At 71.3% G+C, this 12094-nt stretch carries 13 protein-coding genes; 6 read left to right on the top strand and 7 right to left on the bottom strand.

Features of this window, described 5'->3' with window-relative positions; translation table 11 throughout:
* Positions 1 to 152 precede the first annotated feature (152 nt).
* A complete protein-coding gene (locus ACIRNI_RS06740) occupies positions 153 to 635 on the bottom strand; it encodes a CarD family transcriptional regulator (RefSeq protein WP_003953493.1) in 483 nt (160 codons plus the stop codon).
* Between the two features lie 617 nt (positions 636 to 1252).
* On the opposite strand from ACIRNI_RS06740, the gene ACIRNI_RS06735 reads away from it, so the two are divergent.
* Positions 1253 to 1933, top strand: a complete 681-nt coding sequence (locus ACIRNI_RS06735; RefSeq protein ID WP_403548957.1) for a DUF461 domain-containing protein — start codon at positions 1253 to 1255, stop codon at positions 1931 to 1933.
* 75 nt (positions 1934 to 2008) lie between these two features.
* On the opposite strand, the gene ACIRNI_RS06730 is transcribed toward ACIRNI_RS06735, so the two are convergent.
* Complete coding sequence (locus tag ACIRNI_RS06730; RefSeq protein ID WP_399427046.1) at positions 2009 to 2689, bottom strand: response regulator; 681 nt, start codon at positions 2687 to 2689, stop codon at positions 2009 to 2011.
* Positions 2686 to 3900 carry an ATP-binding protein gene (locus ACIRNI_RS06725; protein WP_355355651.1) on the bottom strand — a complete coding sequence of 405 codons (1215 nt, stop codon included), beginning with the start codon at positions 3898 to 3900 and terminating at the stop codon, positions 2686 to 2688. Before ACIRNI_RS06725 ends, ACIRNI_RS06730 begins: the two co-directional genes overlap by 4 nt.
* A 199-nt stretch (positions 3901 to 4099) precedes the next feature.
* Here ACIRNI_RS06725 and phoU point away from each other — a divergent pair, with 199 nt between their 5' ends.
* Together phoU and ACIRNI_RS06715 are read left to right on the top strand one after the other, a co-directional pair.
* Positions 4100 to 4780, top strand: coding sequence for a phosphate signaling complex protein PhoU (phoU, locus tag ACIRNI_RS06720; protein ID WP_355355653.1), 681 nt, complete (start codon positions 4100 to 4102; stop codon positions 4778 to 4780).
* A gap of 118 nt (positions 4781 to 4898) precedes the next feature.
* Positions 4899 to 5051 (top strand): hypothetical protein, encoded by a 153-nt coding sequence (locus tag ACIRNI_RS06715; RefSeq protein ID WP_355355655.1) that lies wholly within the window; start codon positions 4899 to 4901, stop codon positions 5049 to 5051.
* Between the two features lie 318 nt (positions 5052 to 5369).
* Here ACIRNI_RS06715 and ACIRNI_RS06710 read toward each other — a convergent pair whose 3' ends face one another.
* Together ACIRNI_RS06710 and ACIRNI_RS06705 are read right to left on the bottom strand one after the other, a co-directional pair.
* Positions 5370 to 5591, bottom strand: coding sequence for a CarD family transcriptional regulator (locus ACIRNI_RS06710; protein ID WP_403548954.1), 222 nt, complete (start codon positions 5589 to 5591; stop codon positions 5370 to 5372).
* A gap of 141 nt (positions 5592 to 5732) precedes the next feature.
* Entirely contained in the window at positions 5733 to 6491 is a 759-nt protein-coding gene (locus tag ACIRNI_RS06705; RefSeq protein ID WP_403548952.1) for a phosphoglyceromutase, read from the bottom strand.
* A 157-nt stretch (positions 6492 to 6648) separates the two neighbouring features.
* Here ACIRNI_RS06705 and ACIRNI_RS06700 point away from each other — a divergent pair, with 157 nt between their 5' ends.
* Positions 6649 to 7977 (top strand): MDR family MFS transporter, encoded by a 1329-nt coding sequence (locus ACIRNI_RS06700; RefSeq protein ID WP_403548950.1) that lies wholly within the window; start codon positions 6649 to 6651, stop codon positions 7975 to 7977.
* A gap of 30 nt (positions 7978 to 8007) precedes the next feature.
* On the opposite strand, the gene ACIRNI_RS06695 is transcribed toward ACIRNI_RS06700, so the two are convergent.
* On the bottom strand, positions 8008 to 8517 hold the full coding sequence (locus ACIRNI_RS06695) for a YbjN domain-containing protein (RefSeq protein WP_403548948.1): 510 nt from the start codon (positions 8515 to 8517) through the stop codon (positions 8008 to 8010).
* Positions 8510 to 9856 (bottom strand): D-inositol-3-phosphate glycosyltransferase, encoded by a 1347-nt coding sequence (mshA, locus tag ACIRNI_RS06690; protein ID WP_403548946.1) that lies wholly within the window; start codon positions 9854 to 9856, stop codon positions 8510 to 8512. The genes ACIRNI_RS06695 and mshA overlap by 8 nt, the downstream gene beginning before the upstream one ends.
* Positions 9857 to 10009: 153 nt before the next feature.
* Between mshA and ACIRNI_RS06685 the strand changes: the two genes are divergently transcribed.
* Together ACIRNI_RS06685 and ACIRNI_RS06680 are read left to right on the top strand one after the other, a co-directional pair.
* Positions 10010 to 10810, top strand: coding sequence for a class I SAM-dependent methyltransferase (locus ACIRNI_RS06685; RefSeq protein WP_403548945.1), 801 nt, complete (start codon positions 10010 to 10012; stop codon positions 10808 to 10810).
* 163 nt (positions 10811 to 10973) lie between these two features.
* Positions 10974 to 12011 (top strand): NlpC/P60 family protein, encoded by a 1038-nt coding sequence (locus ACIRNI_RS06680; RefSeq protein ID WP_403548943.1) that lies wholly within the window; start codon positions 10974 to 10976, stop codon positions 12009 to 12011.
* Positions 12012 to 12094 lie beyond the last annotated feature (83 nt).

Genomic DNA, 12094 nt, shown 5'->3' with positions numbered 1-12094 from the left:
GTCGAGCGAGCCGCACCGGCCGGGGTACGGACATGCCGCAGCGCCCGGCGACGCGCTGTTGATCCGTACGTTCCGTACGAGGTTCCGTACGTGTGGATCACAGCATGTCAGCGGGCACTGCGGCAACGCTTCGCGTCAGAACCGCTTGCGCGTCAGGACGCGAGGACCTCGTCGAGCAGGGCCTCGGCCTTGTCCTCGTTGGTGTTCTCGGCGAGTGCGAGCTCGCTCACCAGGATCTGGCGCGCCTTGGCGAGCATGCGCTTCTCTCCGGCGGAGAGACCGCGCTCACGCTCACGGCGCCACAGGTCACGCACCACTTCGGCGACCTTGATGACGTCGCCGGAGGCGAGCTTCTCGAGATTTGCCTTGTAGCGACGGGACCAGTTCGTCGGCTCCTCGGCGTACGGCGCGCGCAGCACCTCGAAGACCCGGTCCAGCCCGTCCTGACCGACCACATCGCGCACGCCGACGAACTCCGCATTGTCCGCTGGCACACGAACCGTCAAGTCGCCTTGGGCGACCTTGAGCACCAAGTAGGTCTTGTCCACGCCTTTGATCTGGCGAGTTTCGATGGCCTCGATCAGCGCGGCCCCGTGATGGGGATAGACCACGGTGTCGCCAACCTTGAACGTCATGTGACAGGTACCCCTTCCGTGGCTATCCAGGGTAACACGAGAACGGCTTCTTCTGAATGGCGTTTTCGCAGGTCAGGGCATATCTCGGGGCTTGACAACACCGACAGGGACGTGCTGCGGAGGGCTTGCGGAAGGGGGTATTCGCAGGTCGGAGCGGCTGCGCGGGCGGACGGAAACGGGCCCGTTACACGCATCCGGCTGCGGCGTGGCGAGGGTGAACGTCCGCTTTTGTCTGGTTCGAAGCGGTGAAGATCGCGTACTCCGTTCGGATGTCGGTCACCCGCTCGGACGATGGCGGCCATGATTCCCGAATTGGTGCGCGAGTTGGTGCGCGAGTGATCACCGACGGCTATTCGGTTAAGGAATGTGGAATTGATCAAGGCGGGTTATGTGAACGGTGAACGGGCGGGTGAGCCGGCGGGGTGAGGGGGGCGCGCCGGGAGCGGGACGGTGAGCCGGGTGGCGCAGGCCGATGCGTGCCGGGGGCGGGTCGGGTGCGGGACCGGCTGGAGGGGTCGGTAACCTGACCCCGCTGAGTGATCCTTAGCTCAGGCTTACCCGTCCGTCTTCGGTCGCCGTCATCCGTCCGTCCGTACGTCCTAGGAGTTGCCGCCGCCGTGAGCCGCAGCCTTCGACGCGGCGCCCTCGCCGCCACCGCCATCGTGTTCTCGATCGCCTCGCTCTCCGCCTGCGGCGCCGGCAATGACGCCCAGACGCTCCAGATCAGGCCGGACAACGCCGCCACCACCGTCGGCGACATCAAGGTGCAGAACGCCACGGTGCTCACGCAGGAAGGGGCCGGTGAGGACGGCGCGGCCGTCGTCTCCGCCACCGTCTTCAACGGCGGCGACAAGCCCGAGACGCTGGAGGGCATCCAGCTGCCGGGCTCCGACGCCACGGTGAAGCTCTCCCCCGCCGAGGGCTCGGGCGCCATCACCGTCCCGCCGAACGGCTCGATCGTCATCGGCGGCAAGGGCAACGCCTCCGCGGTCATCGAGAACGTCGGCGACGCCGCCGCCAACGGCGAGGCCCGTGAGGTCGTCTTCAAGCTCAGCGAGACCGGTGACGTGAAGCTGGACGCGTTCGTCGTCCCGGCGACCGGCTACTACGCGGACTTCGGCCCGTCGGAGGGGCCGAAGGCGCCGCAGTCCCCGGAGGCGACGAAGTCGCCGGAGGCCACGCCGACCGGTTCGCCCACCGGCTCCCCGACGGGTTCCCCGACCGGCTCGCCCGCGCAGGGTGAGACCTCTCCGGGCGCCCCGGCGGGCGGCGAGCAGTCGCACGCGGTCGGCCACTGACACACGCGCGGGGGCGCCCCACCGGAGGATTCCGGTGGGGCGCCCCCGTCTGCGTACCGCGTACCGCCGCGCGGCCTACGGTTCGAACTTGTAGCCCAGGCCCCGGACCGTGACCAGGTAGCGCGGTGCGCCCGGGTCCGGCTCGATCTTGGCGCGGAGCCGCTTGACGTGGACGTCGAGGGTCTTGGTGTCGCCGACGTAGTCCGCGCCCCACACGCGGTCGATCAGCTGCATGCGCGTGAGGACGCGGCCGGCGTTGCGCAGCAGCATCTCCAGCAGGTCGAACTCCTTCAGCGGGAGGTCGACCTTGGCGCCGGAGACCGTGACGACGTGGCGGTCCACGTCCATCCGTACCGGACCCGCCTCCAGGGCGGCCGGGGTGACCTCCTCCGGCTCGCCGCGGCGACGGAGCACCGCGCGGATGCGGGCGACCAGCTCACGGGAGGAGAAGGGCTTGGTGACGTAGTCGTCCGCCCCTATCTCCAGGCCCACGACCTTGTCGATCTCGCTGTCCTTGGCCGTGACCATGATGACGGGCACGTTCGAGCGGCCGCGCAGCTGGCGGCAGACCTCCGTGCCCGGCAGGCCGGGCAGCATGAGGTCGAGCAGGACGAGGTCGGCGCCGTTGCGCTCGAACTCGTCGAGCCCCTCGGGCCCGGTCGACGCGACGGCGACTTCGAAGCCCTCCTTGCGGAGCATGTAGGACAGGGCGTCGCTGAAGGATTCCTCATCCTCGACGACAAGGACTCGGGTCACGGAAGGACCTCCGGGGCAGTGAGCGGTTCTGAGGAGTCGTGCTGCTGTCGGTGCTGCCGTACGGCGCCGGCCTCGGGGAGGCGCAGCGTGAAGGTGGAGCCCTGTCCCTCGGTGCTCCAGACGGTGACCTCCCCGCCGTGCGAGGCGGCCACGTGCTTGACGATCGCCAGGCCCAGGCCCGTACCGCCGGTGGCACGGGAGCGGGCGGGGTCGACGCGGTAGAAGCGCTCGAAGATGCGCTCCTTGTCCTTGTCGGGGATGCCGATGCCCTGGTCGGTGACGGCGATCTCTATCAGATCACCACCCGGCGCGGCGACGCGGCGGGCGGCGATGCCGACGCGGGTGTGGGCCGGGGAGTAGTTCACGGCGTTCTCGACGAGGTTGCCGAGGGCGGCGGCGAGCTGGCCGCGGTGGCCCCAGACGTGCAGGTCCTGGGTGCCGCCGGCGGCCATGGTGATCTGCTTGGTGGTGGCCGTGTGCCGGGAGCGGTCGACGGCCTCGGCGACGAGCTCGTCCACCCGGACGGGCTCGGCGTCCTCCAGCGGGTCGTCGTTCTGCACCCGGGAGAGGTCGATGAGCTCCTGGACGAGGTTGGTGAGGCGGGTCGCCTCGATCTGCATGCGCCCGGCGAAGCGCATGACCGCCTCGGGGTCGTCGGAGGCGTCCATGACGGCCTCCGAGAGCAGGGACAGCGCCCCGACGGGGGTCTTGAGCTCGTGGCTGACGTTGGCGACGAAGTCGCGGCGTACGGCCTCGATACGGCGGGCCTCGGTGAGGTCCTCGACCAGGAGCAGGACCAGGCGGGAGCCGAGGGGCGCGACGCGGGCGGAGACGGCGAGGGCTTCGCCGCGGCCGGTGCCGCGGCGGGGCAGGTCCAGCTCGACCTGGCGTATCTCGCCGTCGCGGCGGGTGTCGCGCGCCATGTGGAGCATCGGCTCGACGGCGAGCTTGCCGCCGCGGACCAGGCCGAGCGCGTACGCCGCGGAGCTGGCCTTGACGACGGAGTCGCTCTCGTCGAGCACGACGGCGGAGGAGCGGAGCACCGAGAGCACGGTGTCCACGCCGGGCGGGAGCACGGCGTCGGTGTGCAAGGAGGTACGGGTGGGCCTGGCCTGGTCGCGCTCGCTCCAGCGGAACGCCAGCATGGCGATCACGCCGGTGCACGCCCCGGCGATCGCGGCCAATGCGGCGACCGCCGCGTTCACGTCCATGCGTCCAGGTTATGCGGGCGCTCGGACATGCTCCCAGCCATCCGCGTGGGTGCTCGAACAGTCGTCGCCCAGAGTTCACCGAGGGGATAGTGACGGTTCACTTGAGAGGGAGGCCCCGGACTTTTTGGACTCGGACCGTGGGAGCGTAGGGGCCCGAGCCCACCCGGACCCCTGAGGTTCGCACTGAGAGAGGGACACCATGCGGGACGCGTACCACGAGGAACTGGACTCGATCGGCGAGGGCCTCGTCGAAATGGCCCGGCTGGTCGGGTCGGCGATCGGGCGCGCCACGACGGCGATGCTCGACGCGGATCTGAAGCTGGCGGAGGCCGTGATCGCGGCGGACCAGAAGGTCGACGACCTCCAGCACGACCTGGAGGCGCGGGCCATAGCCCTGCTGGCGCGCCAGCAGCCCGTCGCGACGGACCTGCGCATCGTGGTGACCTCGCTGCGGATGAGCGCGGACCTGGAGCGCTCCGGCGACCTCGCCCAGCACGTCGCCAAGCTGGCCCGGCTGCGCTTCCCGGACCGCGCGGTGCCGCGGGACCTGCACGCCACGATCCTGGAGATGGGGCAGCTGGCGCAGCGCCTGATGGCGAAGGCGGCGGAGGTCATCATCACCAAGGACGTCGACCTGGCGCTCCAGCTGGAACACGACGACGACGAGATGGACCGCCTGCACCGCACGCTCTTCCAGCACCTGATGGACGACCGCTGGAAGCACGGCATCGAGACGGCGGTCGACGTGACGCTGCTGGGCCGCTACTACGAGCGCTTCGCCGACCACGCGGTGTCGGTGGCCAAGCGCGTGGTGTACCTGGTGACGGGCGAGCACGCGGACGAGCTCCAGCAGGCGGAGGCGCCGGTCGAGGGCGCGTGACGTCCGGCGCGTGATCTGCGGGCGGGCCTCTGTGCGCCGTTGATGCGCCCTGGTGGGTGGGCATGCAATGGGAGAGGTGACGTACGCCTTCGAACGTACGCCTTTGAGGAGGGACCCCATGGCAGATTCCCCCGTGAGCGGCACCCAGCAGGAAGCAGCACCGGTCGAAGTGGTCCATCTGCCCGTCCTCGGCGCCTGTGGCTGCGGCTCGGGCTGCGGCTGCGGCTGCCAGTCGGGCGCGCCGTGCCAGTGCGGCGGCTGCTGCGGCTGACCGGCCGGGCGTATGCGCGTACATGACGAGGGCCCCGTCCATCGCGGTGGACGGGGCCTTCGTTCTCTGCCGTCGGCCGGCCTGCTCCCGTAACCGGTGGGAGTCGACCCCCTTGGGTCACGCCGCATTCATGCCTGAGACGTGACCTTGCTCGTCCTCGGATACGGCGGCCTGGTCCTCCCCGAAGTCCGGAGCCTGGAAAGGGTCCGTCGCCGGAGGCGGCGATGCTGTGGCAGAGCAGCGGGGCGCTCCTTCCGGAGCGGAGAACAGCGAGGTCAGATCGATGAGAGGTCTCCCTTTTTGCTGGACACAGAGGTTCTACAGCTTGGTCATCTTGGCGTACGGGCTCAAGATCCGCTCCTGCGTGGAGCCGAAATCCACGAGTGCCGCTATCCCGTCCTCGACGCCGATCACCCGGCCGACGCCGTACATGTCGTGCGTCACGTGGTCGCCCACCGCGAAGTGCTGTGGAGTCGGCGTGGCCCGGGCCTTGAAGGGGCTGGTAGGCAAATGGCGCTTCGGTGCAGCAGGCTTTGTCATCGCCTCAAGTATGCGCCCGCGGGTATCCCGTGCGCTGCCGGTGTCCCTGTCCGGTTCGCCACATAGCCGGAGGGCCGGAGAAAGAGAAAGCCCCCTGCCAGGCGGAGAACCCGCTGACAGGAGGCTTCGTCGTGAGGCGGGTTACTTCTTGCCCTGGTTCTTGACCGCCTCGATGGCCGCCTTGGCCGCCTCGGGGTCCAGGTACGTGCTGCCCGGCGTGACCGGCTTGAAGTCGGCGTCGAGCTCGTACACGAGCGGGATGCCCGTCGGGATGTTCAGGCCCGCGATGTCGGTGTCCGAGATGCCGTCCAGGTGCTTGACCAGGGCGCGCAGGCTGTTGCCGTGGGCGGCGACGAGGACCGTGCGGCCGGCGAGGAGGTCCGGGACGATGCCGTCGTACCAGTACGGCAGCATGCGGACGACGACGTCCTTCAGGCACTCGGTGCGGGGGCGCAGCTCCGGCGGGATGGTCGCGTAGCGCGCGTCGCCCGCCTGGGAAAACTCGTTGTCGTCGGCGAGGACCGGCGGCGGGGTGTCGTAGGAGCGGCGCCACAGCATGAACTGCTCCTCGCCGAACTCGGCGAGCGTCTGCGCCTTGTCCTTGCCCTGCAGCGCACCGTAGTGCCGCTCGTTCAGGCGCCAGGAGCGGTGGACCGGGATCCAGTGGCGGTCGGCGGACTCCAGGGCCAGCTGCGCGGTGCGGATGGCGCGCTTCTGGAGGGAGGTGTGCACGACGTCGGGGAGCAGACCGGCGTCCTTGAGCAGCTCACCGCCGCGGACCGCCTCCTTCTCGCCCTTCTCGGTGAGGTTGACGTCCACCCAGCCGGTGAACAGGTTCTTCGCGTTCCACTCGCTCTCGCCGTGGCGGAGGAGGATCAGCTTGTACGGTGCGTCGGCCATGCGTACGAGATTAATGGACGCCGCTGACGGTTGACGGCTTGCGTCAATTCACTCGCTCGGCGGAGCGACTGCCTTGTAAGTTGCGCTCACCATCTCGGGCGCTTACAGGGGAGTACACGTGTCCACAGCTTCACTCCGGCAGTCCCTACGCGGAACCGTGTCGGGGCTTCCCCCCGGCTTCTGGTGGCTGTGGACATCGACGCTGGTGAACCGTACCGGCGCCTTCGTCCTCACCTTCCTCTCCCTCTACCTCACCCAGGAGCTGGGCTTCTCCGCCTGGTACGCGGGGCTCGTCGTCGCCCTCCACGGGCTCGGCGGCATCGTCGGCGCCCCGCTCGGCGGCATGCTCAGCGACCGGTGGGGCCGGCGGCCCACGATGGTCACCGGCCACCTCGCGGCCGCCGCGGGCGCCGCGGCGCTCGCCTTCGTCACCAGCACCTGGGGCGTCGCCGCGGTGGTGCTCTTCATGGGCGTGGCCATGCAGTCCGTACGGCCCGCCATCGGCGCGACCATCGCCGACCAGGTGCCGGAGCACGACCGCAGGCGCGCGTACGCCCTCAACTACTGGGCCCTGAACCTCGGCTTCGCCATCGCCGCGATCGGCGGCGGCGCCGCGATCTTCCTCGGTTACCGGACGCTGTTCCTGGCCGACGCCGCCGCGACCGCGCTGTGCGCGCTCATCGTCTTCCTGCGGCTTCCGGAGACGCGGCCGACGGCGCCGACCGCCTCGGCGACTGCCCCCGGTGGTGCCTCCGCGAAGGAGGGTGCGGGCGAGCAGCGGATCTCCATGCTGGACGTGCTGCGCGACGGGCCGTTCCGGACGCTCGTGCTGCTCAACCTGCTCGTCTGCGCCGTCTTCTCCACCCCGTGGGTCGGCCTGCCGCTCACCATGGCCCAGGAGGGCCTGGAGCCGGACTCGTACGGCATGGTCATCGCCGTCAACGGTGTCGTCATCGTCGGTTTCCAGCTGCTCGTCAACAAGATCACCGAGAAGCGGTCGCCGGTCGCCCTCCTCACCGTCTCGTCGCTGCTCTTCGCGGTGGGTACGGGCGCGACGGCGCTGGCCGGGACGCCGCTGTTGTTCGCCGCGACCGTGGTGGTGTGGACGATCGGCGAGATGGTGCACGTGCCGACCAACGCCGCCGCGACCGCCCGGCTCGCCCCGGCGCACGCCCGCGGCCGCTACCAGGGTGTGATGGGCATGTCCTGGTCGGTCGGCGGGTTCATCGCGCCGATCGTGGCCGGCTGGGTCATCAGCGGCCCCGGTCCGGACGTCCTGTGGCTGGGCTGCGCGGTGATCGGCACCACGGCCGCCGCCGGGTACGCGCTTCTGCTGCGGCGAGCGCTCGCCGCAGAGGCCGCCGCGGTGGAAGCCGCCGCGGAGGCCGCCGCGGTGGAAGCGGCGGAAGCGGCGGCTGCCGCCGAGGCCGCTCGGGTCGAGGCCGCGGGCCCCGCGCGGGACCGGAAGCCCGAAGTCAGCGCCTAGAAGTCACGCACTGGACAGGGAAGTTGGGACCTACGACCCCGACCGAGGGGTCGTCAGGTGCGTGAACGCCGCCAGGTTCCGCGTCGACTCGCCGCGCGCGACGCGCCACTCGTACTCCTTGCGGATCGCCGTCGCGAACCCCTTCTCCAGCAGCGTGTTGAACGCCCCGTCCGCCGCCTCCAGCACCGAGCCCAGCAGCCGGTCCAGCTCCTCCGCCGTGACCGCGGCGAGCGGCAGCTTGCCGGTCAGGTAGATGTCGCCGAGGCCGTCGACCGCGTAACTCACGCCGTACAGCTTGAGGTTGCGCTCGAGCAGCCAGCGGTGGACGGCCGCCTCGTTCTCGTCGGGGTGGCGGATCACGAAGGCGTTGAGGGAGAGGGAGTGGTTGCCGACCCGCAGGGAGACGGTCGTGGAGAGCTTCTTCGTGCCGGGGAGTGTGACGACGTACGTGCCGGGGGCCGGGGACTCCCAGGTCAGCCCGGCGTCGTCCAGCGCGGTCTCGATGGTGTGCCGTGCGTCTGCGTGCGCTGCGTCAGCCATGGTGGGAGCGTACGTGACGCCGGTGCTCGTGCAGGGCGGCCGTGTACACGTCGGCCGTCGCCGCCGCCGCCGTGTCCCAGCCGAAGGAGCTCGCGTGGCGCGCCGCCGCCTCGCCCAGGCGGGCGGTGAGCGCCGGGTCGTCGGCGAGGCGGTGCAGGGCGCGTGCGTACGCCGCCGGGTCGTGGCCCCGCACCAGGAAGCCCGTCTCGCCGTCCCGGACCGCCACCGGCAGGCCGCCGACGGCCGCCGCGACGACCGGGGTGCCGGCCGCCTGCGCCTCGATGGCGACGAGCCCGAAGGATTCGCTGTACGAGGGCATGACCAGCACGGACGCCGCCCGGAACCAGTCGGCGAGCCGCTCCTGCCCGACCGGGGGGTGGAAGCGGACGACGTCGGCGATGCCGAGCCGGGCGGCGAGCTTCTGCAGGCCCTCGGGCTTGGCCAGGCCGCTGCCGCTGGGTCCGCCGACCACCGGGACGATCATCCGGGAGCGCAGGGAGGGCTCCCGCTCCAGCATCAGGGCCGCCGCGCGCAGCAGGATGTCGGGGGCCTTCAGCGGCTGTATGCGGCCGGCGAAGACGGGGACGAAGGCGTCGGCGGGCAGCCCGAGCCGGGCGCGGGCGGCGGCGCGGCCGTCGGCGGGCCGGAAGCGGTCCAGGTTCACGCCGGGGTGGACGACGGCGACCTTGGCGGGGTCGGCCTCGTAGAAGCGGGTGAGCTCGTCGGCCTCGCCCGCGGTGTTGGCGATCAGCCGGTCGGCGGCGCGCACGATCTGCGTCTCGCCGATCACGCGGGCGGCGGGCTCGGGGGTGTCGCCCTCGGCGAGCGAGGCGTTCTTGACCTTGGCCATGGTGTGCATGGCGTGGACGAGCGGGACGCCCCAGCGCTGGGCGGCGAGCCAGCCGACGTGGCCGGAGAGCCAGTAGTGGGAGTGGACCAGGTCGTAGTGGCCGGGCCGGTGCCGGGCCCAGGCCTGCATCACGCCGTGCGTGAAGGCGCACAGCTGGGCCGGCAGCTCCTCCTTGGCGAGCCCTTCATACGGCCCGGCGTCCACGTGCCGGACCAGGACGCCGGGGGTGAGCTCGACGGCCGGGGGCAGGCCGCCGGCGGTGGCGCGCGTGAAGATCTCGACCTCGATACCGATCGCGGCGAGGCGCTTGGCGAGCTCGACGATGTAGACGTTCATGCCGCCCGCGTCGCCGGTGCCGGGCTGGTGGAGAGGGGAGGTGTGGACGCTGAGCATGGCGATCCGGCGGGGCGTCCGGGGCCGGCCGGGCAGCCGGAGCCGGGACGGCGTGGCCGCCAGGGTGCCGGCGAACCGGGACACGTACTGGCTCACGTCGGCGTCCTTCCGCAGTCCTTGATGGTGCTCATGGCAGGGCATGGCGAGGCATGGCAAAAGGAGGATGCGCTGGTCGATCCTCTCTCCCGCGCTCAACAGCGGAATACGCCCTTTCATTTCCGGTTTGCCAAATCATTTACCCTCGATCGCATGGCCCCGCGCATCACCCGCCCCGTGGGCACCACCACGCGCGGGACCACCCACCCGAACCGTCTGCGCCGCATGGACCGCTGGATCGCCGCCGTCCACGGCCCCGCGCTGCTGCGCGCCGCCACGGCGCCGGTCGCGGTGGACCTCGGATACGGGGCCGCGCCGTGGACCGCCGTCGAGCTGCTGGCCCGGCTGCGCACCGCCGACCCCCGCGCCCGGGTCGTCGGCGTCGAGATCGAGCCCGCGCGGGTCGCGGCCGCCCAGCCGTACGCGCGCGACGGCCTCACCTTCGTACACGGCGGCTTCGAGGTCCCGGTGGAGGGCGCCCCGGCGCTGATCCGGGCCGCGAACGTGCTGCGCCAGTACGAGGAGGGCGAGGTCGCCGCCGTGTGGGAGCGGCTGTGCGCGCGGCTCGCGCCCGGGGGGCTGCTGGTGGAGGGGACCTGCGACGAGATCGGACGGCGACACGTGTGGGTGGCGCTGGGGCCCGAGGGGCCGCGCACCGTGACGTTCGCCACCCGGCTGGGGTCGCTGGAGCGGCCGTCGGACCTGGCCGAACGGCTGCCGAAGGCGCTGATCCACCGCAATGTGCCGGGCGAGCGGGTGCACGCCTTCCTGCGGGACTTCGACCGGGCGTGGGCGGCGGCGTCGCCGTACGCCTCGCTGGGGGCCCGGCAGCGGTGGATCGCGACGGCGCGGGCGCTGGCGGAGGACTGGCCGCTGGCGGACGGACGGCGGCGGTGGCGGCAGGGGGAGCTCACGGTGGAGTGGTCGGCGCTGGCGCCCGCGCCGGTCGCGTAGCCACGGCGGGAGCTCACGGTGGCGTGGCCACGGCGGGAACCGGGGCGTGGCGCGAACCCTCTGTTACTTTGCCGGGCGACATGGCACCATCTCGGAGACCGCGAGAAGTTACTGACGGTAAATCAGATACCGGGACCTGATGCCGGCACAGAGGGGGACTTTCGTGAACCGACGCCGTTGCGTCTCCGCCGCGATCACGTTGGTCTGCGCCCTGACCGTGCTCGCCTCACCGGCGTACGCCGCGCCCACCCCGCCGCCGGAGCCGCGCAGGACCCTCGAAGAGGTACGCGCCGAGATCGACGGCCTCTACCGTCAGGCCGCCTCCGCCACCGACGCGTACAACCTCGCCGAGGAGCGGGCGCGGAAGCAGTCGGCCGAAGTCGTACGGCTCGCGCAGGCGATCGTCGACGGCCAGGCGCGTATCGACGACCTGAAGAAGCGGGCGGGCGCGGCCGCCCGCGCCCAGTACCGCAACGGCGGCATACCGGACGAGGCGAGGTTCGTCCTCGCCAACGACCCGCGGCGCTTCCTCGACGGCGCCGGGCGCCTCCAGCAGGGCCAGAAGGCCACGCAGGACCTCCTCGGCGAACTCTCGCGCGCGCAGACCGACTTGGAGTCGTACACCGCCGACGCCGGCACCGAGTGGACCCGCCTGGAGGCCCACCGCACCCAGCAGGCGAAGGCGAAGAAGGAGATCGAGACCAAGATCTCCGCGGCGGAGAAGCTGGAGTCGCAGCTGGAGGCCGAGGAGCGCGAGCGGCTGCTGCGACTGGAGCAGCAGGAGCAGTCGCGTGCACAGACGGCGTGGCTGGGCTCCGGCGTGCTGAAGGAGGCCGGCGGCAGCGCGAGCGCGCAGGGCAGGAAGGCGATCGAGTTCGCCACCGCCCAGATCGGCAAGCCGTACGTGTGGGGCGCGGAGGGTCCGGGGTCGTACGACTGCTCGGGGCTGACGCAGCGGGCCTGGGGCGCGGCCGGGAAGGCCATCCCGCGCACCTCGCAGGAGCAGTGGCGGCTGCTGCCCCGGATCGACATCCGGGACATGCGGGCGGGCGACCTGATCATCTACCACGCCGACGCGAGCCATGTGGGCATGTACGTCGGGGACGGGATGATCGTGCACGCGCCGCGCCCGGGGCGGAACGTGACGCTGGCCGGGGCGGGCTCGATGCGGATCCTCGGGGTCGTACGCCCGGACAAATAGCCTTTGTCGGATGTGACCCGCCCGACATCCGGCGCGTGATGTTCGTCATGGGCCAATGCCCAACTACCTCCCACCACGCGGCA

Origin of the sequence: Streptomyces sp. NPDC093546 (assembly GCF_044765045.1) — a bacterium.
In the GTDB taxonomy this organism is placed as follows: domain Bacteria; phylum Actinomycetota; class Actinomycetes; order Streptomycetales; family Streptomycetaceae; genus Streptomyces.
The sequence above is the reverse complement of the archived record's forward strand: the minus strand, read 5'-3'. Positions and strand labels throughout refer to the sequence as shown.